The sequence below is a fragment of the Lentzea xinjiangensis genome (assembly GCF_900110955.1).
GTDB lineage: Bacteria > Actinomycetota > Actinomycetes > Mycobacteriales > Pseudonocardiaceae > Lentzea > Lentzea xinjiangensis.
In genome coordinates, this window is sequence record NZ_FOFR01000018.1 from 26,642 (window position 1) to 49,696 (window position 23,055).

Annotated in this window: 31 protein-coding genes and 2 tRNA genes; 6 read left to right on the plus strand and 27 right to left on the minus strand. The window is 69.7% G+C overall.

From position 1 onward, the window contains the following. Window positions 1–23 precede the first annotated feature (23 nt). On the plus strand, window positions 24–578 hold the full coding sequence (locus tag BMW88_RS30490) for an NAD(P)-dependent oxidoreductase (RefSeq protein ID WP_089957677.1): 555 nt from the start codon (window positions 24–26) through the stop codon (window positions 576–578). 383 nt (window positions 579–961) lie between these two features. Here the strand turns inward: BMW88_RS30490 and BMW88_RS30495 are convergent. Next, window positions 962–1,032, minus strand: a tRNA-Gly gene (locus tag BMW88_RS30495). A gap of 60 nt (window positions 1,033–1,092) precedes the next feature. Here BMW88_RS30495 and BMW88_RS30500 point away from each other — a divergent pair. The 3 genes from BMW88_RS30500 to BMW88_RS30510 all read left to right on the plus strand — a co-directional run bounded on the left by BMW88_RS30500 (window position 1,093) and on the right by BMW88_RS30510 (window position 2,779). Next, window positions 1,093–1,166, plus strand: a tRNA-Pro gene (locus BMW88_RS30500). Window positions 1,167–1,257: 91 nt separating this feature from the next. Then, window positions 1,258–2,196, plus strand: coding sequence for a tyrosine-type recombinase/integrase (locus tag BMW88_RS30505; protein WP_089957291.1), 939 nt, complete (start codon window positions 1,258–1,260; stop codon window positions 2,194–2,196). Between the two features lie 328 nt (window positions 2,197–2,524). Then, window positions 2,525–2,779: a hypothetical protein gene (locus BMW88_RS30510; protein WP_089957678.1), complete on the plus strand. Its 255-nt coding sequence runs from the start codon at window positions 2,525–2,527 to the stop codon at window positions 2,777–2,779. Here BMW88_RS30510 and BMW88_RS30515 read toward each other — a convergent pair. The 4 genes from BMW88_RS30515 to BMW88_RS30530 form a co-directional block, all read right to left on the minus strand. Then, window positions 2,776–2,994 carry a hypothetical protein gene (locus BMW88_RS30515; RefSeq protein ID WP_143116326.1) on the minus strand — a complete coding sequence of 73 codons (219 nt, stop codon included), beginning with the start codon at window positions 2,992–2,994 and terminating at the stop codon, window positions 2,776–2,778. The two genes, BMW88_RS30510 and BMW88_RS30515, sit on opposite strands and share 4 nt — an antisense overlap. 176 nt (window positions 2,995–3,170) lie before the next feature. Next, complete coding sequence (locus tag BMW88_RS30520; RefSeq protein ID WP_089957299.1) at window positions 3,171–3,434, minus strand: hypothetical protein; 264 nt, start codon at window positions 3,432–3,434, stop codon at window positions 3,171–3,173. Next, window positions 3,431–3,622, minus strand: coding sequence for a hypothetical protein (locus BMW88_RS30525; protein ID WP_089957303.1), 192 nt, complete (start codon window positions 3,620–3,622; stop codon window positions 3,431–3,433). The genes BMW88_RS30520 and BMW88_RS30525 overlap by 4 nt, the downstream gene beginning before the upstream one ends. Before the next feature lie 218 nt (window positions 3,623–3,840). Continuing rightward, the gene (locus BMW88_RS30530; protein WP_143116327.1) at window positions 3,841–4,137 is read right to left on the minus strand and encodes a hypothetical protein; all 297 of its coding nucleotides are present in this window, start codon (window positions 4,135–4,137) and stop codon (window positions 3,841–3,843) included. 231 nt (window positions 4,138–4,368) lie between these two features. Here BMW88_RS30530 and BMW88_RS30535 point away from each other — a divergent pair, with 231 nt between their 5' ends. Both BMW88_RS30535 and BMW88_RS30540 read left to right on the plus strand, forming a co-directional pair. Beyond that, window positions 4,369–5,226, plus strand: coding sequence for a helix-turn-helix domain-containing protein (locus BMW88_RS30535; RefSeq protein ID WP_177221476.1), 858 nt, complete (start codon window positions 4,369–4,371; stop codon window positions 5,224–5,226). Window positions 5,227–5,257: 31 nt separating this feature from the next. Beyond that, window positions 5,258–5,413 carry a DUF397 domain-containing protein gene (locus BMW88_RS30540; protein WP_245778170.1) on the plus strand — a complete coding sequence of 52 codons (156 nt, stop codon included), beginning with the start codon at window positions 5,258–5,260 and terminating at the stop codon, window positions 5,411–5,413. A 53-nt stretch (window positions 5,414–5,466) separates the two neighbouring features. Here the strand turns inward: BMW88_RS30540 and BMW88_RS30545 are convergent, their stop codons facing one another. The 22 genes from BMW88_RS30545 to BMW88_RS30645 all read right to left on the minus strand — a co-directional run bounded on the left by BMW88_RS30545 (window position 5,467) and on the right by BMW88_RS30645 (window position 23,054). Beyond that, window positions 5,467–6,645 (minus strand): Gp37-like protein, encoded by a 1,179-nt coding sequence (locus BMW88_RS30545; RefSeq protein ID WP_143116328.1) that lies wholly within the window; start codon window positions 6,643–6,645, stop codon window positions 5,467–5,469. After that, complete coding sequence (locus tag BMW88_RS30550) at window positions 6,639–7,562, minus strand: phage tail family protein (protein ID WP_177221477.1); 924 nt, start codon at window positions 7,560–7,562, stop codon at window positions 6,639–6,641. The genes BMW88_RS30545 and BMW88_RS30550 overlap by 7 nt, the downstream gene beginning before the upstream one ends. Then, window positions 7,559–10,288 carry a flotillin family protein gene (locus BMW88_RS30555; protein WP_143116329.1) on the minus strand — a complete coding sequence of 910 codons (2,730 nt, stop codon included), beginning with the start codon at window positions 10,286–10,288 and terminating at the stop codon, window positions 7,559–7,561. The genes BMW88_RS30550 and BMW88_RS30555 overlap by 4 nt, the downstream gene beginning before the upstream one ends. Window positions 10,289–10,293: 5 nt before the next feature. Continuing rightward, complete coding sequence (locus BMW88_RS44110; protein ID WP_281249467.1) at window positions 10,294–10,422, minus strand: hypothetical protein; 129 nt, start codon at window positions 10,420–10,422, stop codon at window positions 10,294–10,296. Window positions 10,423–10,487: 65 nt separating this feature from the next. Then, on the minus strand, window positions 10,488–11,018 hold the full coding sequence (locus BMW88_RS30560; RefSeq protein WP_089957327.1) for a DUF7426 family protein: 531 nt from the start codon (window positions 11,016–11,018) through the stop codon (window positions 10,488–10,490). An 11-nt stretch (window positions 11,019–11,029) separates the two neighbouring features. Beyond that, window positions 11,030–11,485 carry a phage tail tube protein gene (locus BMW88_RS30565; RefSeq protein ID WP_089957329.1) on the minus strand — a complete coding sequence of 152 codons (456 nt, stop codon included), beginning with the start codon at window positions 11,483–11,485 and terminating at the stop codon, window positions 11,030–11,032. 14 nt (window positions 11,486–11,499) lie between these two features. Beyond that, on the minus strand, window positions 11,500–11,934 hold the full coding sequence (locus BMW88_RS30570; protein WP_089957332.1) for a hypothetical protein: 435 nt from the start codon (window positions 11,932–11,934) through the stop codon (window positions 11,500–11,502). A gap of 37 nt (window positions 11,935–11,971) precedes the next feature. Beyond that, the gene (locus BMW88_RS30575; RefSeq protein WP_143116330.1) at window positions 11,972–12,325 is read right to left on the minus strand and encodes a hypothetical protein; all 354 of its coding nucleotides are present in this window, start codon (window positions 12,323–12,325) and stop codon (window positions 11,972–11,974) included. Next, window positions 12,322–12,663: a hypothetical protein gene (locus tag BMW88_RS30580; RefSeq protein ID WP_089957338.1), complete on the minus strand. Its 342-nt coding sequence runs from the start codon at window positions 12,661–12,663 to the stop codon at window positions 12,322–12,324. Before BMW88_RS30580 ends, BMW88_RS30575 begins: the two co-directional genes overlap by 4 nt. Then, the gene (locus tag BMW88_RS30585) at window positions 12,657–13,106 is read right to left on the minus strand and encodes a hypothetical protein (RefSeq protein WP_143116331.1); all 450 of its coding nucleotides are present in this window, start codon (window positions 13,104–13,106) and stop codon (window positions 12,657–12,659) included. The genes BMW88_RS30580 and BMW88_RS30585 overlap by 7 nt, the downstream gene beginning before the upstream one ends. Before the next feature lie 7 nt (window positions 13,107–13,113). Then, complete coding sequence (locus BMW88_RS30590; protein WP_089957343.1) at window positions 13,114–15,507, minus strand: N,N-dimethylformamidase beta subunit family domain-containing protein; 2,394 nt, start codon at window positions 15,505–15,507, stop codon at window positions 13,114–13,116. A gap of 1 nt (window position 15,508) precedes the next feature. Then, entirely contained in the window at window positions 15,509–16,297 is a 789-nt protein-coding gene (locus BMW88_RS30595) for a hypothetical protein (RefSeq protein WP_089957344.1), read from the minus strand. 3 nt (window positions 16,298–16,300) lie between these two features. Continuing rightward, entirely contained in the window at window positions 16,301–16,519 is a 219-nt protein-coding gene (locus tag BMW88_RS30600; protein WP_089957347.1) for a hypothetical protein, read from the minus strand. A 13-nt stretch (window positions 16,520–16,532) separates the two neighbouring features. Further along, the gene (locus tag BMW88_RS30605; protein ID WP_089957349.1) at window positions 16,533–17,399 is read right to left on the minus strand and encodes a hypothetical protein; all 867 of its coding nucleotides are present in this window, start codon (window positions 17,397–17,399) and stop codon (window positions 16,533–16,535) included. 28 nt (window positions 17,400–17,427) lie between these two features. Continuing rightward, complete coding sequence (locus BMW88_RS30610; RefSeq protein ID WP_143116332.1) at window positions 17,428–18,282, minus strand: hypothetical protein; 855 nt, start codon at window positions 18,280–18,282, stop codon at window positions 17,428–17,430. 31 nt (window positions 18,283–18,313) lie between these two features. Then, a complete protein-coding gene (locus BMW88_RS30615; RefSeq protein ID WP_089957354.1) occupies window positions 18,314–18,577 on the minus strand; it encodes a hypothetical protein in 264 nt (87 codons plus the stop codon). Between the two features lie 330 nt (window positions 18,578–18,907). Continuing rightward, window positions 18,908–19,189: a hypothetical protein gene (locus tag BMW88_RS30620; protein ID WP_089957357.1), complete on the minus strand. Its 282-nt coding sequence runs from the start codon at window positions 19,187–19,189 to the stop codon at window positions 18,908–18,910. Next, window positions 19,189–20,391, minus strand: coding sequence for an SU10 major capsid protein (locus BMW88_RS30625; protein ID WP_089957358.1), 1,203 nt, complete (start codon window positions 20,389–20,391; stop codon window positions 19,189–19,191). The genes BMW88_RS30620 and BMW88_RS30625 overlap by 1 nt, the downstream gene beginning before the upstream one ends. A gap of 127 nt (window positions 20,392–20,518) precedes the next feature. After that, entirely contained in the window at window positions 20,519–21,238 is a 720-nt protein-coding gene (locus BMW88_RS30630; protein WP_089957361.1) for a hypothetical protein, read from the minus strand. A gap of 30 nt (window positions 21,239–21,268) precedes the next feature. Further along, entirely contained in the window at window positions 21,269–21,610 is a 342-nt protein-coding gene (locus BMW88_RS30635) for a hypothetical protein (RefSeq protein WP_089957362.1), read from the minus strand. 34 nt (window positions 21,611–21,644) lie between these two features. Further along, the gene (locus BMW88_RS30640; protein ID WP_089957365.1) at window positions 21,645–21,962 is read right to left on the minus strand and encodes a hypothetical protein; all 318 of its coding nucleotides are present in this window, start codon (window positions 21,960–21,962) and stop codon (window positions 21,645–21,647) included. 36 nt (window positions 21,963–21,998) lie between these two features. Next, window positions 21,999–23,054, minus strand: coding sequence for a phage minor capsid protein (locus tag BMW88_RS30645; RefSeq protein WP_089957367.1), 1,056 nt, complete (start codon window positions 23,052–23,054; stop codon window positions 21,999–22,001). Between the last annotated feature and the right edge of the window lies 1 nt (window position 23,055).

Below are 23,055 nucleotides of genomic sequence, written 5' to 3' on the forward strand. Positions count from 1 at the left end.
GGTGGCAGCCTACCTTCGCGCTCATGGCGAAGATCGTTGTTTTCGGAGCGTCCGGCAGGGCCGGTTCGCGGATCGCGGCGGTGGCCCGGTCCCGCGGCCACGAGGTGACCGGGGTGGGGCGCGATCCCGGGGTGCAGGCGGCGGCGTCGGTGGCGGCGGGGTACGACGTGGCGGTGAGCGCGGTGGCGGACCTCGCGCGCGACCCGGCCGAGTTCTACGCGGAGGCGGCTCGCGCCCTGGTGTCGTCGGGGGTCGGCAGGATCGTGGTCGTGGGCATCTACCCGTTGCTGGAGACCTCGCCAGGGGTGCGCCTGGTCGACTCGCCGGACTTCCCGGCGGAGCACCGCCCGTTCTGCCTGGGGCACGCGGCGGGCGTGGAGGTGCTGGCCGCCTCGGAGGCGGACTGGGTGGTGCTGAGCCCCGCGGGGGACTTCGGCGGCGAAGCCACCGGCACCTACCGCCGAGCCGCGGTGGACCCGGGCAACCAACTGACCTACGAGGACTTCGCCCTGGCCGTGGTCGACGAAATCGACCACCCCACCCACCACCACACCCAAATAGGCGTAGCCTCCGTGTGAGCCACACCACGTAAATGGCGGCCAGCTCCGGCTGGAGGGCCGGAACCGGCTGAGCCGGGCCTGGGCTTCGCGCCGAACGAATGCGGCCGCCACACCGGTCTGCGACTCCACGTAACCCGACCACGCGGATCACGTAACCGGATCACCCAACCCGACCACGCGGATCACGTAACCGGATCACCCAACCCGACCACGCGGACCACGTAACCGGATCACCCAACCCGACCACGCGGACCACGTAACCGGATCACCTAACCCGACCACGCGGATGGGGGTCCGGGGGCGAGCCCCCGGCTGGGGGTCTGGGGGCTCGGCCCCCAGAGAAAACACGAGAGGCCGACGGGGTCTGCGCACTCCGCAGACACACGTCGGCCTCGGCCGCGAGCGGGCGACGGGAATCGAACCCGCGTAGCTAGTTTGGAAGACTAGGGCTCTACCATTGAGCTACGCCCGCGTTGCCGCCCCTTGGGGCTGCGGTCACCACTTTAGCGGAGGGCGGTAAGCTGGGTGCAACCGGGGCGTGGCGCAGTTTGGTAGCGCACCCGCTTTGGGAGCGGGGGGTCGCAGGTTCAAATCCTGTCGCCCCGATTGAGAGCCCTGACCTGCAACTACAGCGGGTCAGGGCTTTCCCATAGGTGAGCACAGGGCTCGGTGACACCCCAACTGGAGAGTCACGACCATGCCCGAACAGCCAACCCCGCACGGCTGGGAAAGCCTCATCCGCGAATGGGTCATCTCCCTCCGCGCCGGCCGGAAATCCAAGCGCACCATCGAGGTCTACGAACGAGCCGCGCTGTTCCTCGCGCGCTGGCTCGCCGACAACGACCTCGACCTCGCGCCCGACGAGATCGAACGCCAACACGTCGAGCAGTACTTTGCCGACCTCAACGAGCGCACCAGCCCCGGCAACGCCCACACCAACTACCGGTCGCTGCGGACCATGTTCCGGTGGATGGTCGACAACGAGGAGATCGCCCGGTCCCCGATGGACAAGGTGGCCGCGCCGATCCTCGACGAGAAGCCCGTCCCCACGCTCAGCGACGACCAGATCCGCGCACTGCTCGATCACTGGTCCGGCCGGGACATGGTCAGCCGACGCAACACCGCCATCATCCGCCTGCTCATGGACACCGGCTGTCGCCTCGGCGAGATCGCCAACCTCACCCTCGATGACGTCGACCGCGACCTCGAAGTGATCAGGGTGCTCGGCAAGGGCAACCGCGTCCGTGCGGTGCCGTTCGGGCCGTCCACCAACAAGGCCATCGGCCAGTACCTCCGCGTCCGCGAGCGCGAGCCGTGGGCCGCGCGAACCAACAAGCTGTGGCTCGCCGAACGCAACCGCGGGCCGCTGCAGCCCAACGGCAACGCCATCAAGCTCATGCTCCGGCGCACCGGCCACGCCCTCGGCATCGACCTCGCCGACGGCAAACACGTGCACGCGCACCGATTCCGCCACACCGCGGCGAAGGAGTGGCGCAAGAACGGCGGCGACGTCGTCAGCATGAAACGGATCTTCGGCTGGAAGTCCGACGCCATGCCCGAGCGCTACGGCTCGGCGGCCGCCGACGAGATCGCCCAGCAGCACCACCGCGAGCTCGGACTGGGGGAGCGGCTGTGAACCAGGCCGACGACGCTGTCGCGAACTGCAAGCTGAACCAAGAGCGGATCTTCCCCGCCAGTCGGGTGCTCTTCTGTGACCGCTGCGGTCACGCAACCGGTGGCGAATACGGACACTTCTCCGGCTGGTGCAAGCAGGCGGGGGGCTTCAAGAGCCCGCACTTCTGCTGCCCTGCGTCCTGCGAGCTCCAGGATGGTGTCGAGATGTCAGCGAATGCGCCGTGTCATCCGGCTTCAGAAGACATCGCGAGGTGGGCAATCGCCAGAGACGAGGAACGCTGACACCGGCCTTATCGGTGACACGGGAGCGCTGTGCTCGGGTCATGGAGATGACCCCCGCACAGCGCTCCCTTCGTGCCCGCGTCGCCGCGCACACCTCGTGGGCCAACACCAGCGACCGCGGCGCACGCACCTCGAAGGCGCGCCAGGCCGCGATGGACCGGTTCGAGAAGCTCGTCGACCCGGACGGCGTCCTGCCGCTGGAGGAACGCCAGCAGCGCGCGGCATCGGCGCGAACAGCCCACTACCTGAAGATGGCCGCGGCGAGCGCGGCGGCGCGGCGAGCGAAGAGTCGGAAGTCCTAGAGCGAGTCGGCCTCAACGAGGCTGATGCAGGCAAAGCACCGCACTGCGGCGACCTGGTCGCGTTCGGCGTTGAGGCGGATCGCGTGGGCGGATACCGTCTTCTGGCACATCGCGACCCAGATCGGCGCGTCGTGGTTGCGCCAGCGATTGAACGCGTGTTCCGTGCCGCCGCCGACGTCGCGCCACACGTACATGGACACAACGTCGCCGTTCACGGTACGCAAACCCCCAGCCGCTTTGCGTAGTTGCTTTTGCAACTACCGACTACTACGTATAACGGGCAGAAAGCTCACGAGAAAGTGCGCCAATCGGGCGAAACCTGCCGCGATGACGCTGACACCGGAGGCCGTCCTTCGCGGCCTCGACGGGCCTTCTCTCGTGCGTTCGTCGGCTACATCTCCGCGAGGTAGACGCCGAGCTCCTGCTGTGCGATGAACACCGTGCTGCCGAAGCTGCCAGCGCTGTCGATTACGGCCCTGATTGCGTCAATCGCCCGCAGGGCCGCGGGGCTCTCCGCCCCGGCGAACACGCTGACCGCGCGCGGGAAGACCTCGTACTCGACCTCGCGGGTGATCGCGTCGGTCCGGCTGCTCAGTTCGCCCAGAACGTCCTGCAGCGCCCGAACCTCCGCGGCGATCTCCTGAAAGCTGCTCACCCGTCAGATTCGTCTTCCGTGACCGGCTGCACGTACTGGCGTGGCGTGAGCGTGTCGGCCCAGAAGGCAACGAGGTCGCCGGACTGGGCCCCGGCGAGCAGGTGTCGCGGTCCCGCGTCCGGATCGGCGGTCGGCCACCGCCAGCCCTCGCGGGCGACGAGCTCGGCGACCGTCACCTCCTGGTCCACCGGTTCGCCTTCGTGACGGGGTCGACGGGCGCGTCCAGTGGACAGCCCACGGACTCGTCGACCTGCCGGTGAGTCTCGTCGGACTCCGCCGGCCGCGTGAAAACGCGACCACAAGCGCCGCAGCGACGCGACTCCGACCGGCCCTCACGGGCGGGAGCGGAAAGCGTTGGGGTAGTGGTTCCCCAGACGACATCTTCAGCCATGACCTGCACGTCCTTTCATGACGCCCGCTTCGCGTGGGTCGCAGCGGCGGCCGGGTCGGGGGCGCCGGCCGCCGCCGCGTTCTGGGGCTGGCCGACCTCGGATGGGGACGGGTCGGCCAGCCTGCGTGCCGCGGCCGCCGCGCCCGCGGCCACGGCAGTCCATTCCGCCTGGTGCGCCGCCAGCAGGGCCCGCGCGCGGCGCGTCTGTCGCCGCGCCTGCAGCTTCCGGACGAGCGGGACCAGGGCCGCAACGATCGCGAGCAGCGCCACGAAAGCCATCGTCGTCAGCACGGTGATCACGCCTGGGTCCACAACGCACCTCCCGGTCAGGGGAGCGGCGAGCCGGGCTCGGGGGACCTGACCCGGCTCACCGCCCAGGCGCTGATGCCGCCGGCACATCCGACGCAACTCGGAAAGCGGCGAAGCGCCCGATAGCCACAGTACAAGTGCACATGTGCAGATAGCGATTCTCCGATTGGGGGATTCGTACGTCACCCTGAGTCGGGGGAGGATGAACCCAGCCGATCAACGAAGGAGGCAGTCGTGGCCACCGCCAACCCGCTGCGCGTCGAGCTCGGACAGCGCCTGCGCGCGCTCCGGGAAGCGGCAGGAGTGAAGACCGCCGCGGTCGACAGCGACGAGGTGCTGGGCTGGTACCCCGGCAAGACCTCGAAGGTCGAGACCGGCACGCGGGTGCCCGGCGACGCCGAGATCCACCGGCTCGGCACGCTCTACGGCATCACCGACGCCCAGCTCGCCGACCTCAAGGCACTCGCTCGAGGTGCCCGCAAGCGCACTCGGATGCCGCACGTCGCCGACTTCGCCCGCAGCTACGTTCTGCTCGAGCAAGAAGCCGAAGCGGTCGACTACCACGACGCCGAACTGATCCCCGCAGTGCTTCAGGCGCCCGGCTACGCTCGAGACCTCCTGTCACAGGTCAGCCACGACGACCTCGAGGTCCGCGTAGCCGAACGCCTCGAGCGCGGACGTCTGCTCTCGAGCGCCAACGCCCCACGCTTCCGCGCCATTCTCGGTGAAGCAGCACTTCACCGGCAGCCTCGAGACCGCGCCGCGGCGCTCGAGCAACTCGAACGCCTGCTCGAGTACTGCACCGCAGACCAGGCCGACGAGACTCGAGGTCTTCGGATCCTGCCGTTCGACGTCGGCCTGCACCCGGTGGTCGGCGTCGGATTCACGATCGTGCGCCTGTCCTCCCCTGCGATCACACGCGTCTACCTCGAGGGCGCGACCGCCGCCACCTACCTGCACGAGCCGGCCGAGACGGACGTCTACGCCTCGAGGTTCGAACGCTTGCGGGCGCTGGCGGCTGACCGGGGCGCATCTGCGACCCTCCTTCGTAGGCACATCCAGCAACTCGAGCACCGGAGAAGGAATGGGTAACAGGCACGCACCCGCATGGGGTGAGAGAAGGGTGAGCAGCTACTCGGACGGCGCGAACAACTGCCTCGAGGTCGCCCACTGCCGCCGGAAGGTCGGCCTGTGGGACACCAAGGACCGCGGGCTCGGACATCTCGAGTTCACGCTCGAGCAGTGGCAGTGGTTCGTGGACACCGCGAAGCGGAGCTGACCCGGAACGATGGAGGTCCCCGGCGCTGGTAGCGCCGGGGACCGACGCCGTTTCTACCGCCGCTCGAGCAGACCGAGACGCCCGAGCACGTCGTCGAGCATGCGTTCGGTCGCTGATCTCGAGGTCGTACCCAGCACACCGACCTTCGGCCGCACCGTCACCACCTGCCGGTCGCGGGCTCGCTCGCAGGTGATCTCCGCTTCGCGGACCACCGCCTGCACCGAGACACCCGAGCCCATGCCGATCTCGGCCTTGATGATGTCGCCGACGTTCCAGTCCACACCGAACCGGGCCCGGTCGGTGTCGATGGGCACGATGTCCACCGACTCCACCGGCCCCGACTCGTCCCGCCGGCGGTCCGCCGCCGCCTGCAGCTCCGTCCCGCCGTCCGTGTCGCTCGCGGCGCGCTGGTCCACGAAGTCCTCGATGCGCCGCCACGCGGCCGTCGCCGACGTGTTGTTCGCGGCCCGGAACATCCTGTCGTCCTCCTCGCCGCGGCCGCCGGCAATCACGTAGGTGGCCTGCGGGGCGGCGAGCCGGTACCGCAGCGACAGCAGGTTGCCGAGCGCGAGCGAGAACCGCGCCTTGCCGGCCCGGTTCGCCACCGCCGCGACGTGCACCGTGCGCGCGCCCGACGTGGTCGACGTGATCCACACCCGCAGGCCGCGCTGCTCCGCGATCGGCGCCACCACCTTCGACAGCAGCGGATCGAACCGGGCCTTCCACGCGATCGACGCCCCGATCGCCGGGTCGGCGATCGTCACCAGGCCGGGAACCTGCCGGTCCGCGAGAGCCACCGAGGCGGCGTTCGCGTCGATGTAGCCCAGGAGCACCGTCGACGCCGCCCCGGATCGCTCGTCGTACGCGGCCGCGGCCTGGCTCGTCGCCACGCTCGCCGGGTCCGGGTAGACGCGCCGCTCCTCCAGCACGGTCATGTCGTCCGGGCCGGACAGGATCACCCGCGGCGGCGTGCGGCCGCGCCGCGGGTCCGAGTCGTCGCCGACCGCGATGTCCACCATGTCGATGAGCCCGGAGTAGCCGGGCAGCGGGCCGCCGTCGAACACGATCCGCCAGCCCTCGCCGATCTGCAGCGTCGACTCGTCCAGCGGCGCCGACAGCGACCACTTCCCGACCCCGAGGTGCATCGGGTTCATGACCGCGCGCCGGTACGGAATCGGCCGGCGGCGCTTGCCGTCCGGGTCGATCGGGTACGCGACCGGCAGGCTCACCACGGCGAGCTCCAACGCTGATAGAACTCCAGCTCGATCTTCGACCCCGCGGACGCGCCGGACAGCGTGAGCGACAGCTGCGAGGTCCCGGCGGGCAGCGCCCACAGCGCGGCCCCGTCCGCCAGGTGCTCCCACCAGTCCACGCCAGGATCGTCCGGGTCCGCATCGTCGAAGAGGCGGATGTCCTGCCTGCCCGGCTCGGTCTTGATGACGAGCGTGTGCGCCGCGGGGATCGTCTCGGTGATCTGCAGTTGCTCGCCGGTGGTGTCGTTGCGCAGGATCAGGTCCGTGCCGGGCGGCGTGATCCGCCACGTGCCGTACGTCGCCTCCGTTCCGCCGTTGGTCACCGGCACGTCGCCGATCACCTGCGACGGGCTGATCTTCAGCGGCAGGAACGGGTCGCCGAGGAACGACACCGGGGCGGGCGGGTCCCACGCCAGCCGGGTCGGCTCCGCGTCGTACCAGTACGGGTCCGCGGCCAGCAGTTGCAGCCCGAAGCGCTGCCAGGTCGTGTCGCCGCCGAACTCGATGGTCTCCTCGTCCGGCAGGCCGCCGAGGTAGTAGCACCACAACCGCCGCTTGCGGCCGTCCGCCTGCTGCAACTCCAGTTGCCCAGGGGCGGGCTGGCCGGCCGGGGTCCGGGTGCGCACCGCGGCCTCAAGCGCGCGCAGGCGCGCGAGGAAGGTGTCGCGATCCGGGGCGCGTACGGCCATCGGAAGCATGGGCTGCTTCGGCACCGCGAAATCGGCTTCGACGACCGCGCCGTCCGCCCACGGGCTTTCGTCCGTGACCAGCTCGCGCGGCACCGCGCCGAGCCCGCGCACGCCCTTGTGGACCTCGTACCCGGCGGCCGCGTCGGTCAGCACGATCGGCGGCAACCCGTGCACCTCGGCCGGGATCCACGTGATCTGGCGGCTCACGCCAGCACCCCCTCGGCGATGTCGTGCATGACGTCGCGCAGCCACTGCTTCGACGGCATCGACTTGATCTCATGCAGGTGCAGGTTCTCGATGTGGACCGGCGCGCGGCCGCTGCCGCCCGCCGCCAGGTACGGCTCACCGCCAGCCGGAGGCGCAACCGGGCCGGCGGTCTGCGACCGGTTCATCATCTGGTCGATCGCGCGCGTCTCGGAGGCGGTGAACATGAAGCCGTCGCTCGGGAACACCGCGAGTTCCTCGCCGCGCTCGCCGACCTTCAACAGCTGGTTGGCCTTGAACGCGCCGCCGTCAGCGCGCGGAGAAGGCAGCGGGAGCGGGAGGTTGTTCGGGTTCTGGTTGGGCGCGCTGCCCGTGACGATCTCGTTGATGAAGACGTCGATCCACTTCCGCGAAGGCAGGTTGTCCAGCTTGGTGTGGATGCCGGTGATCACGCTCGACGCCTGGTCCGCCGCGGAGATCTTCACCTCCTTGCCGTTCGGCAAGCGGATCACGGCGTTACCTGCGCCGTCGATCGTGCGCGACGCACCCAACGCCGACAGCGACGTGTTGTCCATGTTCGCGATCACCGTCTGCAACGCCAGCGGAAGAGGCCCTTCCATCGTGGCCGCCAACTCCAGCGCCTTCGCCTGCTGGGCCTTCAGCGCCGCGGTCTGCGCTTCGACGCTGCCCTGGTTCGCGAAGTGCGCCGAAGCCTCCTTGCCCGCAGCCTCGATGACCCGCAGCGAAGCCGACTCGACCTGCTCCTTCGCGGCCCGGATCTCCAACTCGGTCGCGGTACCGGACTTGAGGGTGTCGTTCAGGTTCTTCCGCGCCTGGTCGTAAGCGGTCGTCGACATGCGCAACGCCAGGTTGTTCCCGGCCAGCAGCAGGGACAGGCTCAGCTGCTCCTGCATCCGGTCCACCAGCGTCTGAGTGGCGCGCGCCGCTTCGTACTGACTGTCCTTCAGCCGCTGCTGCGCCAAGGCGAGGAAGAACGACGCCGAAGACGCCTGCTCGGAGTCCTTGCCGTACTTCTCGACCGCGAACGAGTGATCCGCCGCTGCAGCGGACGCGTCAAGCTGCGCACGCTGCAACGTCGTCATCGCCCTCCGCTGCTTCGCGATCTCCTGCGTGACATCCTGCGAAGTCGGGATGAACGTGCGGGCAACGGTGCCAACCCAGCTGGCGGTATTCCGCTCCAGAAACCCCACCATCTCCGCGTTGCTCTGGAGCTTCGACCTTGCCTCAGCTGCAGCGTTACCGCCAGCCATGAGCTTGCCGGCCAGCTGATCCATCGAGCCGAACAGCGCATCGGTGGCGGCATCCAAGCCGATCAGGGCCGCGCCCGCGACCGCGCCGTAAGTGCCGACGAAGGACAGCGCCGACCCGAGGCCACGCATTGCGCCACCCGCCCGGCCACCCTTCTCCCCGGCCGTCTGCATGCGGTCACCCGCGCGACCAACGACGTCACCGACCGCGCCGAACACGGCGGCACCTGCCCGCATGGACAGCAGCACACCGACGATCGTGCCGAGCGCGGGCGCCATCGGCCCGAGCACGGTCATGATGCTCGACAGCACGCCCAGCAGCGTCGAACCTGTCGACGCGAGCACCGGGAAACCGTTCTCCGCCAAGCCCTCCGCGGCGCCGGTCGTCTGGTCCAGCAGCACGCGCGCATCCGCGAACGTGCCCTGGAAGTCGTTCGCGAGCAACGCGACGATCCGGCCTCCGAAACCAAGCAGGGTCTCCAGCATCAGCCCGAGCTCGCCCGCGGAGCGGCCGGCGGCCGGGGCGCCTTCGGAGATCTCTTCGAAGAAGTCCGAGATGCCGCGTCCGGTGTGCTCCATGAGAGCATTCAGCCCGGCGACGGCCTGCCCGGACTGCTGCACGCTCTTGCGCATGCCCGGCAACGCGTTCGTGGCCAGCTTGACCACGCCGTCCACGAGCATCGTCACCGACGGTCCCGCCTCGGCGGACATAGCCTTCAGCTCGGGACGCATGCGCCGGAACCCGGCAGTCACCTGGTCAGCCGCGAGCACCAGCTCATCACGCAGTGGCGCCGTGATGTCCTCGGCGCCGTCCGCGATCTCACTGCCCGCCGCACTCCATGCGGTGACCATGTCGTCACTGCTGCGCTGCGTTGCGATCGCCAGACCGGCGAGCAGCGCCGGCACGCCGACCAGGCCCGCTGCGACTGCGGTGCCCGCCACGCCACCGGCGACGCCGAGCCCCAGCAGCGAGCCGGCGAACACCAGCGCGCCGCGGTTACCGCGCTCAGCCTCACGCGTAGCGAGCGCCTCGGCGACCGCCCTCGCGCGCGCCTTGGTCGCCGCCTCCTCGTCCTTCTTGCCCTTCGCCGCGACTGCTTCGGCAGCGCGCTCGGTGGCGTCAGCCTCCTGTTGCTTCAGCCGGACGGCTTCCTGCTCCAGGCGGATTGTGGTCTGGATCTGGGAGTCGTGCGCACGGCGCGCAGCGGCGAGGCGTTCCTCGGCCGCGACCACCTTCTCGGTGGGGGCGTTCTCACGTAGGGCGTTGAGCGCCGCTTCGGCGACACGGACCTTGCCGGCGGCGTCCTCCTCAGCCTTGCGGGAGGCCTCGATCTTGCGCGCGTTCGCCGCAGCCTTGGCGGCCGACTTGTCGCCCGCCTGGTCGAACTTTTCGAGCTCGCCACGGGCACCGGCCGTATCCGCCGTCACCTTCGCGTAGAGCTCGCCAACCAGCAGGGCCACGGACGTCACGCTTGTGGCTGGGTGTCACCCTTGGAGATCGGCGGGGGTGGCGCCTTGCGCGAGCGCAGCGCGGTCCACATGCGCGACTCGAACGTCAAGCCGAACAGCAGCGTGGTGAACCGGCGCCACGTCATCCGGTCGAGCACGCCCGGCTCTGACAGGTCGAGCCCGTTGTACTCGCGCGTGAAGTCGGCTTCGATCAGCGCCCACTCTTCGAGGATCTCGCTCCAGCCGACTTTCGGGGCGGCTGCTTGGCGTTCTTGGCGGAGGGCTTCTTCCCAGAGGTCGTCGTCGATGAACTCCGGGAGCTCCTTGAGCGCCCCGTCGCCGGGGCCTTCACTGGGGGGTCTGCGTCACCGCCGCCCGTCCAGGTGGCCAGGGCCTGATCTGCACCGAAGATGTGCCACGCGATCAGGGTCTTGCCTGCGCGTTCGATCTCGGTCCAGGTGAGGCCGTCGGCTTCCATCTCGGCGAGCCGGTCGCCGAGCAGGTCACGGATGAGGATGGCCTCGGACTTGTCGTCGAGCAGCTCCGCGTTCAGGTCGAGCTTCTGGCCGGCGATCACCGCGAGCGTGATCTTCGACGTCTCCTCGCGAACGCGCATGATCGTGAGACCGGCGCTCGCGGGGATGTCCGGGGAGAACGAGTAGGTCTTGCCGCCGATGGGCAGCTCCAGCGGTTCCCGATTGAGGGACTGCTGGAACCGTGCGAGGTCGGGGAAGGTGGGCACGGTCGTCTACCTCACGGGGTCGGGTCGTAGTCGGCGAGCTCGCCCTGGCCGAGCAGTTCGCACTGGAAGCGCGTGAACTCGGTGAGTGACCCGCCGGTGCCGTTCCACTGGGCTTCGGCGGTGCCCTGGTAGCCCTCGTCCGGGTTGAGCCGGTAGGCACGCCACTGCACGACCGCGGCGTCACCGACGAGCTTGCCCTTGGCCTTGAGGAACACCTGGCCGGGGTCGCGCACGTAGGCGGAGGTGTAGCCCTCCAGGCCCTCCAGCACGACCTTGTACTTCTTCTGGGTCGAGCCGTCGGAGCCCCATCCGTTCGAGTCGAACGTCGAGGTGTCCTGGTTGGTCGGCGAGATCTGGATGTCCTGGTTGCGCTGGCCCTTGACCTGGGTCCACACGGGCACGTCGACGGTGCCGGTGTTGACCTCGACCTTCCAGCCAGCGAGCGGGATTTTCGTGAGTTCGGCCATGCCGCCATGTCTCCTTAGGACGGATCGGTGTTCGTTTCGAGCTGGACGTTCTGCATCCAGCGCTGACGGCCGCGCGCATCCGCAGGAAGGGGAAGCGGCTCGGACGATGTGGCGACGCACTCGGTGACGTGCAGCCGATGCTCCGGCGAGCTTGGTGCCCACACGGTGTTGAAGGTGCCGTGCACCGCGTCCACGCAGGCCTTGACCAGCGACCGCACGGGAAGCGACGGGCCCGGCTCGTCCAGGCCGACAAGGCCCAGCAGCGGGTACGCCCACGCCGACACCTTGTCCGGCGCTGGAGAGGGCCGGGTCACGATCAGCAGGCAGCGACCGGCCTTGTCCGGCGCCGACTCGATGTACGCAGGCGGCAGCGAGCCAGCGCTGTCAGGCGGGTACCTGACCAGCCCCAGCGAAGCCAGGTGCGTTGCGAGCGCAACCGAGGACGCCACATCGCGAGGTTCGCGGCGCGGTGTCACCAGCAGCGGGTCAGCTCAAGGCGTCCCGCAGCTTCCCGGCGATGTACGCGTGGTACCGCGGGCGGTTCTCGTCGAGCGGGCCGGACAGGTAGTGGTCGGTGCCGACCTCGTGATGGAAGTCCTCGCGCCTGTGCTGGATCTCGTCGTAGGGAGGCGCGTCGTACGACACCGCGCCGTGCACGACGTCCCCGCCCCCGTCCACGCTGGCCTTGCCGGACCGCTGCAGGTCGCCCTGGTCGTACGGAGTTCGCTCGCGCGAAACCGACAGCAGGTCCTCGGTGACGTCACGCACAGCCTCCGCGCTAGCGCCCTGGATCGCCGCGATCGCCGCGCTCACCCCCGACGTCCAACGGACTTCGCTCACTGCGTCCACACCTCCCGGTGCATCACCGCGCCGTTCCACCACGCCAGCTCATCCACCATCTCGACGAGCCGCTCGGCGCCATCCACGACGACCTTGTCGCCCGGCGCACACGGCCTTGAACCAGGCCAGAAGATGCACAGGTTCAGCACCACGACGCGGCCGTCAGCGAGCTGCACTCGCTTCGACACCTTGTCCACCCGGCAGCCCGGCTCAACGTCGACCGCGGCAGCCCACCGGGCGCCGTCGCCGCCGTCGTCCAGCTGCGCCAGGTGCTGAACGGGATTGCCCTTCTCCACCGTGTGCGTGGGCGGGATGAACCCGCCGAGCAGGCTCACCACGACGGCACCCCGCCGCCGAGCAGGTTCGCCGCCAGCAGCGCCTCGATTGCCTCGACCGGCACACGGTCCGCGGACCGGCCGATCTTCGCGCCGCCACTCCCGCCGGACTTCGACCCGCCCGACACCGACAGCTTTCCGGCAGTGACCGACCCGCCCGCGGCGATGACCTCGGTGAGCCCTTCGCCGCCGAGCTGCTGGGCGAGCTGCTGCGCCTCGAACCGGGCCTTCACCGTCTCGGCGACCGCGGCGACGATGTGGCCGCGCTGCTCCTCGTCCGCGGCGCGGTCGGTCTCCTCGTCGAGCACGGGCCAGCGGAGGACCTTCGCGCCGAGCGTGCGCGCGCACCGGTCGATCATGCGCTGCACCGCGGAGTCCTCGGTGCCTGCCGGGATGTCGCCGGCGTCGAGGTAGCCGCGCACTTCGGCCACGGTCGCCCAGATCATGTGCACCTCATTCGAAGAGCAGCAGCATGCTGCTGGTGGCCGCGGGGATCTCCAGGCCGTAGGCGCGGGCGATGTCGTCGCGGCTGCCGGCCGGGGCCCCGGTCGCGGGGTTGGTCAGGGCGGTGTCGATGCCGGGCCGCATCTCGCGCGCGGCGAGCGGCTGCGCGCCGAGGTCGTAGAGGATGGCGAGCATGGCGTGCTGCCAGTCCACGTCGACCGTGCGCGCCGGGTCCGGCACGCTGTTGGAGTACCAGCGGGAGACGCCCCACCAGCCGCGCCAGTTGCCGGTGTTGAACACCAGCGCGCCGGACGGACGCCGGTACAGGGTGAAGCCGAATGGCAGCGCGCCGGGGGAGCCGGTGTAGATCGTGCCCGCCGTGTTCACGCCGCGGCCGCCGAACGTCTTGCTGACCGGATTGAGCTGCACGAGCCCGTCCGGCTGGCCGGCGGAGCCGTCGGCGACGTCGCACTCGTAGCCCAGGGTGGCCTTGGCGGTCACGTAGGACTGCCCGGAGGTGAGCGCCTGGACGGATGAGCTGTTGCGCCAGATCGGCAGCGACTTGCTGGCGAAGGGCACTTCCATCGCGTCGACCACGGCGCCGTTGACGCGGAACAGCTGGCCCGTGAGCTCGTTCTCGCGGCGCACGTCGGTGTTGGTCTTGCCGTTCGCCGGCGTGTCGTCCCGCCACGTGCCGGTCCACTCCGGGCTCGGGTCGTAGCCAGTGCCGGCGAAGCCCGCGGACACGTCGCGGGTGGCGTTCTCCTTGTAGCAGATCTGCAGCCGTCGCCCGGTGTCGGCGACGTCGAACCGGGTGTGCCACAGGGCGGTGTTCGAGCTGGTGCAGAACAGGTTCACGCCTGCGTCGACGGCCGCGGTGTACGCGTCATAGACGCCAGCGGTCCAGTACTCGGAGTGCCCGAGCAGGCCGACGAGCGCTGCGTCGGTGAGCAGGGTCGGGTCGATGTCGAGGTCCACGTCGGACAGATACGACAGGTCGTAGCCCTGCGCTTCGAGGAACACGATGTTGGCCTGCTCTGAGTCCCACAGGTACGTGTTGGCGTTGCCCGCCATCGTGTGATACGGCCGGTCGAAGCTGACGGCGTAGGCGCGGTGCCCGAAGTTGTCGGTGGCTCCGTCTGCGCCGTGCCGGTACAGCGAACGGCCGCTGATCGTGCCGGTGGAGAAGTCACCGAAGTCGCCGACCGCGCCCCACGCGTTGTAGGCCTGGTAGGTGAGGTCCGGGATGGTCAGCACGAACCGGCCCGCGGTGGCGCCGCGCACGACGAAGTGGTGCGACGCGAACTTCGACGTGTCGTCGGTGCGGCGGAACAGCACGAAGTACACGCCAGGGCAGGCGTCGGCGGGGATGGTCCAGGTGGCGTTGGTGGTCCACGCGCACTCCGTGTGTCCGAGCGTGCCGTCCACGGTGGGCGTCGGCTGAGCCTCGATGGTGCCGGTGATGTTGGGTGCGACGCGTCGGGCGCCGAAGTTTTCCCACCCGTAGTAGCCGAGCCGGAACACCTCGGCGCGCCAGGCGTGGCCGGTGCTGTCGACGCGGAACTCGACGGTGTCGCCTGGCTCGTACGACACCTTGTCGGTGTAGCCCGCGATCGTCGCCGACACGCCGCCCTCACCGACGAACCAGAACGCGCTGTCTGTGCCGGGCAGGCTGTTTTCCCGGGCCACCTGGGGGATCTCGGGGTTCGTCGGGACGCCGGAGGTGTCGGTGTAGAGCACCTGCACCGCGTACGCCGTCGTGTCCCCGCTGGGGTTGACGAACTGGGACGTCGCCCGGTAGTCACCCGCCGCCTCGGTCACGGGGAACGCGCCCGTCGGGGTGACGTCGGCCAGCCCGGAGGCCCACACGAATTGGGCGCCCGACGCGGGCTGGTTGAAGTTGTTGCCGTACAGCTTGCCGACCGGGCCGAACCCGCGCATCTGGTTGAGCTTGTTGCCCGGCCGCGACGGCAGCGGCGCGTTCACCGCCCACAGCCCGACCAGCACGCCGTTCGCCGCGGCGGTAACCGGGCTCGACGGCGCGATCTCGTACGAGCCGGTCGGCGGGCCTGCCGGGATCGCGCCAGCGCCGTTGCCCGACCAATTCGCGAACGTGAGACCCGGCCCGAGCTCGTACACCAGGCCGCTGACGTTCTCCGCGCCGTTCAGCGTGATCGGCACCGAAATCTCGCCGCCGGCCGCGACGATGTCGGACACAGACACGTCCATGCCGCCGCCGCCGTAGGTGGTGCGCTTCGTGCCGCCCGAGAGCGACACGATCGCGCCACCCGCGGCGACCACGACGAGCGTGCTGCCCGCCGTCGCCGCCGGGATCGTGATGTTCTTCGACGTGCCCGCGGCGGCGACGTGCGACCACTCGGTGACGTTCCGGACGAGGGCCACGTCAGAACCCCTTCGCCAGGGCGACGACGTACCACTTGTCGGCGGCCTGGTTGTAGACGGCGCCGAGGATGTCCTTCTTGCCTGCGGTGCTCGTGAGCACGAGCGACGGCATGTCGGTGCCGAGCACGAACTTGGAGCCGGGCGTGAGCGTGCGGCCGCCGGTGCCGTCCTGGACGATCTCCCACCGCAGCATCTGCCCGTCGACGGGGTTCGACGGGTTCGCCAACGTCCGGTTGCCGCCGAGCGTGACCCGGAACAGGTCCGCCAGCGACGCGTCGGTGTTGATCGTGGCGGCGTCGGCGAGCGTCACCGGCGCCTTCTGTCGCTTGGCGTTCAGCACGACGGCGCCGGTCGACGACGGCGAGACACCGTCGACGCTCGTCACGATCGGCGTGCCGGAGCCCTCAACCGGGGTGACGGGCGCGAGGTCGGCGAGGTCGACCGGCGTGGTGCCGGTGGGCAACGCGACCGAGTACGCCTGCACCTCCTGGCCGGACAGGGCGATGGTGACGTCGTAGACGAACCCGTTCGGCGCGAGGTCCGGGTCGTTCGTGGCGGGCAGCAACACGCCCTTCCCGCCAGTGCCGACCGCGCCGAGGGGGCCGACGAGCTCGCCGTCCTCCAGCGTGCACGGGATGTTGCCAGGCACGAGGATCACGTCGGCGGAGGTGTTCTTCAGCCACGGATCCCCGGACGGCCTGAACGTCACGGTGCCGGTCGCGGCCGCACCCGTGTAGCTCAAGAACGTTCCGGTGACCTCGATCAGGTCGACGTTGCCCGGCAACGGCATGGCTCAGCCCCCGAGCTTCTTGTCCCGCAGCTCGTTCAGCTTGCGGTGGATCCAGGACGCGGCGGTCGCCAGCGCCGTCTTCGCGGCGGTGACCGCGATCAGCCGCCAGTCCAACTGGGTGCCGATGATGAGCGGCGACACAGCGACCATGACGGCCACGCCAACGTCGACCGCGAGGTTCTGCACGAGCGTCCGCAACGCGCGAATGGTTGCCTCGTTCATGGGGTTCCTGCCTTCAGCTCGGCGTGCCGGTCTTCGGGTCGCCGTCGCGGTCGCGGCGGTCGCCCTCGTCGTTGACGGCCTTGGCGATCTCGGTCACGTCGACCTTGGCCACGGTCGGGATGCCCGACGCCTTGAGCTCCGCCACCTGCGCCTGCAGCTTGGACAGGTCGCTCTTGACCTTGGACAGCTCGCTGCGAGTGACCTCGTGCTGAAGCTCCGAGTGCCGCAGGACTTCGCGTGCGTTGGCCGTGTGCGTGGTGCCGTCCGCGTGCACCATCACCAGCGGGTAGTTCCAGACCTCTTCTGCTGACACGTCGTCCTCCAGGTACGAGAAGATCTTGTTGATCTGAATAGCGCCGGGGTCCCAATGCGTGTCCGGCGCGCAGAGGTGCTGGTGGCCCAGCCAGCCGGAGAAGTCCCGCAGCTGGGTCGGGCTGATGCGGATCGGCGACTGCGCGCTGGAGATGTACGGCGTGATGCCGTCGCGGCCGTCCTTGAAGTCGAGCGCCCGTCGCGGCACGCCGAAATGGTCCTCGATCGGCTTGATGACGTCCTCGGCGATGTTGCGCCAGGCCTCGTCCGGCCAGAAGCGGGACTCCGCGGCGAACCCGACGAGCTCGATCTGCACCATGTAGTCGTCGTCGTTGCCGTCCATCGCCGAGTACGAGGCGAGGTTCAGCGGGACGTGCTGGAGCTTCTGGCGGGTGCGCCAGTCGTAGATGCCGTGCGGCGGGTACGGCGCGTAGGCCGCGAGCGCGCCCGCGATCGACGTGCCCTCGGTCGTGTGCAAGCAGCCCTTGGGGTTGTGGCCGTACTGGTACGTCTTACCCCTGAGGCCGAACGGGTGCCGGTTCCAGCCCGGCAGCCAGATATCGGGCATACCCGCACCCTGACCGCCGGGTGTTACCTCAGGCGGTCTCGTACGTCACCTGGAAACAGAAGCTCGACCCGCCGCCGAACTGCAGCGGAATCGACCCCGGCGTCACCAGCTGGTTGCTGCCGTCCAGCGCATACAGCGCCAGCTGGGTACCGAGACCGGCCTGGCACGCCATGTTCCGCCACAGCCCCACCGTCGGCCGATACTGCGCGGCGCCAGGGAAAGCGGCCGCGTTGCCCGGATCGCGGGCAGGAACCGGCAGCGACGCGGTGATCTGGTTGCCGCCCAACAAGGTGTCGCTCGCACCCAAGATCGCGCCCACCACGTGAATCAGGCCGGACGCCAGCCGCTTGTACCGGCCCGTCGACACCGCGCCGCCGATCTGTGCGAACCCGGACCACACCGGTGTGTACGACACCCACGAGCCGACGTCCGTCCAGATCGGCTCCAGCCACAGGTCGCTGTAGTTCTGCGCAGACCCGGAGCCGGGGCATCGCGCCATCGCGATACCGATCTCGTACGTGGTGTCGTCCTGCTGCAGCACGGGCGGTTGCGCGTTGCTCGACGGGGTGCCCTGCTTGATGTGCGCGGTCACGCTGTCGCCCGAGTAGGAGAGGCGCAGCACAAGCCGGTCGACGCGCGGCAGGGTGTTCGCGTTCGCGACACCGGTCTTCGTCGTCGCCGACGACTCCACCCGGTAGTACATGCCGCGCACCAGCGCCTCGAACCCCGCCGGCAGCACGAAGTTCAGGCCCGCGCCCAGCGACACGTAGGGCGTGCCGGGCGGGATGCCGTCCGCGGCGAACAGGCGCGCCATGCGCGACCACGCCAGTTCGGTAACCGACGTACCGGCGCCACTCTGGAACGGGTAACTGACCTCTGCCACACATCAACGCTGCGGGCGAGGTGTCACCCAGCTACTTGCCGAGCACCGTGACGAGCGACGTCACCACGCCAGACGCGACCACCGTGCACAGGCCCACGAAGATCGAACCGCGGACCGTGATCCCGTGGCGGTCGTCGGCGTTGTTGCGGGTCTTCAGGTCCTCGACGTCGTCCTCGACGTGCGCCAGACGAATGCCGTGCTCCGCGAGGGTGCGGCCTTGCGCCGACACCTCGTCGAACAGCCGGTCCAACTTGCCCTCGACGCGACCGAACGCGTGCGCGGTGCCGTCATCCACGACCGCCCCTTTTCCTCGGTTCCGGGGCTGGCAGTTCAACGACCGGAGGCTGGTCCGCGGCCGCGAGTTCGGCCGGCGGTTCGTTCACGGGAGGCTCGTCGGAGCCGGGCGCGGGCACCTCGTGACGCCAGCCCGAGGCGCGCAACGCAGCCTCCATTGCTGAGTCCCGATCCGCCCACATCTTGTGGGTGTCCGGCGCGTCCGGCGCGTGCCCAAGCCACGGCATGCCGACGATCCTCCCAGACAGGTATGACAAGGGGTGGATGCCTGGACCCGAGGGCCCACCTTCCCCGCAGACGGCGCGACCGCCACGGGCCCAGGCACCACGTTCTACTTCGCGGCCAGCTCAGCGAGCTTCGCGCGGATCTCGGCGGGGTCGTGCTCGGCGCCGGCGTTCGCCAGCAGCTTCGCGTCGACCGCGGCCTTCTTCTCTGCGTCGGTCAGCGGCTGGGCCTTCGGCGTCTCGGCCTTGGCCGGCTTCGACTCCTTGACCTCGCGCCAGCCGTCGGTGCCGTCCTCGGCGAGACGCCGGTACTTGGCGATCTCGGCCTTGTCGTGCGTGCGGACGAGAGCGGCGCGGTGGGCGCCGCTGAAGCGCTCGAAGGTAGGCATCAGACCTTCAGCCCCTCCAGGACACCGTGGGCGCGCTCGTTGCCCCACTTGAGGCCGATCTCGCCGTAGATCTGCGAGCGCTCCGAGGCGCCGGTCTTGGCGAGCTCCTCCTCGAAGAACACGCCCTTGCCGGGGATGTTCAGCAGGACGGGCATGAGCTGCTCCAGCGACACCGGGACGATCATGTCCTGGGGCAGGTGCCGGTCGAGCATGACGTTGAGCGTGCCGAAGTCGGTCACGATCGTGGTGAGGTCGAGGCCGCCGACGTTGCGGGTGGTCTCCTGGAACTTGCCGTAGGCGTTGCCGAACGCCTTCGTCAGGGCGCGCTTCTGGATGCTGTTGCACGCCAGGGTCGCGGTGCTCTGCTCCGACAGGCCGCCGTTGTCGTAGCACATCTGCATGATGTCGCTGACGTGGTCGGTGGACAGGTCGGTGGTCCACGGCTCGACGTACGAGAGGCCGGTCGCGGTGCCGAGCGTGAGCGCGGTGCCGCCGAGCGACGTGGCCACCTTGAAGGTGTTGGCCGCGACGTCGCGGACGTAGTAGACGCGGCCGGCGACGATGTTCGTGGCGACACCCGTGTTGCGGAATACGATCTTGTCGTCGTTGGACAGGCCGTGCGCGGTCGAGGTGACGGTGTCCGTCGCCGAGGACGCACCGGTGACGGTCGCGGCCTTGGCGATGCGGTTCGTGGTGATCGCCGCGAGCAGGCCCTTGGTCTGGCGGGCGGAGGCGTTGGTCGTCGGCTTCTGGTACTGGCCGTTCCAGAACGACCAGTTCACGTCGAGCGCGATGGACTTGATGGCCTGCACGACCTGCCAGTCCATCTCGTTCGTGACCGGGTTCGGGCCGCCGCCGGGGTGGTTGTACGGCGCCGACTGCGGCGAGGCCAGGTTCCCGACCGCGGCCTGCTTGGTGTACGACACCGAGACGGCCTCGTGGTGGATCTGCACGACGTTCGTGACGTTCCCGCGCGTCCGCTCCTCGGCGGTCGGCGCGTCGGCGCCCTCGACCTTGGTGCGCTGACCGGGGTCGCGCAGGTCGTAGGTCTGCCACTCGAACTCCGTCGAGGTGGTCTGGCCGCCGCCGGTCAGGCCGCCGATCGCGGACAGCAACGGCGTGTCCTCCGGCGTCAGGGCGAACAGCTGGCCCGTGTAGTTCGGCAGGTTGAACGTGGTGCCGAGACCGGTGATTCCGGCCATGATGGTTCTCCTCGTGCATCCGTGCTAGCTGGCTGCTCGCGGAGTTCGAGCGATATACCTCCGTGGTGCCCGGTGCAGTGGGCCGGGCGGGTTACCTGCGTTCGGGCACCACCGTGCAGGCCGTGTGTTACCTGCCTGCCTGCTCGCGCGCTTTCTGTCGCTGCAGGGAGATCGCGAGGGCGTGGTTGCCGGCCTTCGTGGCGGCGGCGATGCGCTCGTCAAGGCTCGGCGTGGCGCCGCCCTGGCCGTCACCACCGGACGAGCCGGGCAGCACGGCGCCCTTCCACTCGGGGAACTCGGCGGCCTTCGCGTCGACCGCGGACTTGATGGCGGTGCGCACGGCGTCGCCACTGGTGGGGTCGACGTCCTTCAACGCTCCGGCGAGGTCGACGAGCTTCGCGAACGTGCCGACGCGTTCGGGCCTGATGCCGGCCTGTGCGGCGAGGGCTTCGGCCATCGCCGACTGCGCCTGCTGCTGGTAGGCGTTGGCCTGCTGCTGGGCCTGCTCCAAGAGCTTCGCAGGGTCGGGGGCGCCTTCGGGGTTCTGCCAGCCCATCGCCTCGGCGAGCTTCTTCATCTGCTCGGACTGCTGGCTCTGCAGTGCCTTCTGCTGCTTCTCCAGCCGCTCGCCGATGATCCGGTCGAGGTCGGCCTGCGTGAACGTCTTCTCGCCGCCGGGCTGACCGGCCGGGGGCTGCGCGGGCGGCGTGCCCTGCGGCGCGGGCGTGCTGGCCGGGGGAGTGGGCGCGGGCGGGGTCGCGGCGGCCGGGGGCTGGCCGCCCTCGGGCGCGACGGGTGCGGGCGGGGTGGCGGCGGGGGCGCCCTGTGGCGCTGCGGGGTTCGACACCCCGCCACCGTCCGATCCGCGTGTCACCGGTCAGTCGATGATGCAGCAGGTGGCGTTGGTGGCGGACGAGAAGTTCACTCGGACGTTGCCGTCCGCGTGCTTGTACTCGGGGCCAAACGGCCCAATGAACTCGCCGACCGGCGTGGTCGCGGCCACGGCAACGACGCGGTCGGTGACGTCGAGGCCGTCCACCTGGGTGGCGACGTCGATGGTGACGTTCGTGGCCGTGCCGCCGGTCTTCACGAGGAGACGCGCGGTCGGGGTCCACGGGAAGTACATGCCGTCCGGACTGGCCGTGGCGTCCACGTTGGTCATGGCGGGCTCGGCGCCCGCTCTGGTGGTGGTGAGCTTGCCGATGAGGGTGCGTGCCATGACCGGAGGGTCACGGCACGCTGTCACCTCTCGGTCAGATGCGCTCGTACGTGGCCGCGAAGATGTCCGCCTTGCACGAGTAGAACTCGCCCTTGACGCCGCAGATGACGAAGCTGGTCAACTCGGCGAAGTGGTCGCCCTCCAGGGTGCGGATGACGAGGCCCGGTGTCTTGAACGGCGCGAAGACGTAGCCGCCGCCGTCAGGAACGTAGTACGCGCCTTGACTGTAGTCCCACTCCAGGTCGGCGACGTTCAGCCCGCCGCACCACTCAGCCACCTCTGCGACGTTCTCGGCCGTGAGCTGCCGCGCCTGGATCTCGACGGGCTTCTTGCGAAAGGTCTGCGGGGTCATGGGGCGACCGTGTCGGGGTGCTGTCACCGAGCCGGACTAGCCGCCGACCAGGCGTTCCCGCTCACGCCGGCGGTTCAGGCCCGACGCCTCTGTGTGCGCCGCGATCTGCTCGCTCTTCACCCGGATCTTCCGCCGCAGATCCCGCGCCGCCTGCGTGTCGCCGAGCTGCTGCACCGCGAGCAGCGTCCGCTTCAACTGCCGGACCTCGCGCTCCAGCCGCCGCAGCTTCTGCTGCTGCTCATACCCCTCTGGGTTCTCGCGCGGCTCGGGCACGCGCGTGAGACCAGAGACGTACGGGTCGGCGCGGTGCGTGCAGTTCGGATGCCACAGGCCAGCCGCGCGCGCCTCGGCGACCGAGCCCACCACCACGAGCCCGTCCACCTCGGCCCCGACCGACGAGCCGGAGATCGAGAGCAGCTTCGACTCCCACGGGCGGCACAGCCTGCACTCGCGCACCGAGTCGGAGATGACGACCAGGTCCTTGCCGCGCGCGACCATGCCGTCCAACTGGCCTTCGATCATCGTGTGCTGGGCGACCGTCCGGCCGGCCATGCGCACGTAGGCGTCGAGGTGCCAGCGCTTCCCGTCGCCGGCCGCGAACCGGTCGACGCCCTCGGTCAGCAGCCGGTCCACGGTGGACGCCACGGCTTCGCGGCGCACCATCGTGCCCGTCTGCATCAGCAACTCGGACTCGGTCACTGCACGCTGAAACACGTCCTCATGCGCGCGCGTGACGGGAACGTAGGTGCCCCGCAGCTTCCGCGCGAACAGCGTCGCCAGCCGGATCACCTTCGACGGGTTGCTCGCGACGAACCGCTCACCCAGCGACTCGGCCGCCCGCTCACCGAGCGCGTACGCCTCCTGCAGCGCGGCGACGGCGGTCTCCTCGGTCGGCACCTGCCGCATGATGCCGCGCAGCTCGCCGGACACCGCGAGGGCTTCGCGGGACTTCTGTTCCGCCCAGCCCGGCTCGTCGATGCCGCGCGCCAGCCGCCGGGCGACGGTGAGAAGCATGCGTTCGGCGGCGGTGTCCCACACGTCCACGAGGGTCTTGAGGACGCGGGAGGCGTCGGCGGGGTTGACGCCCTTCACC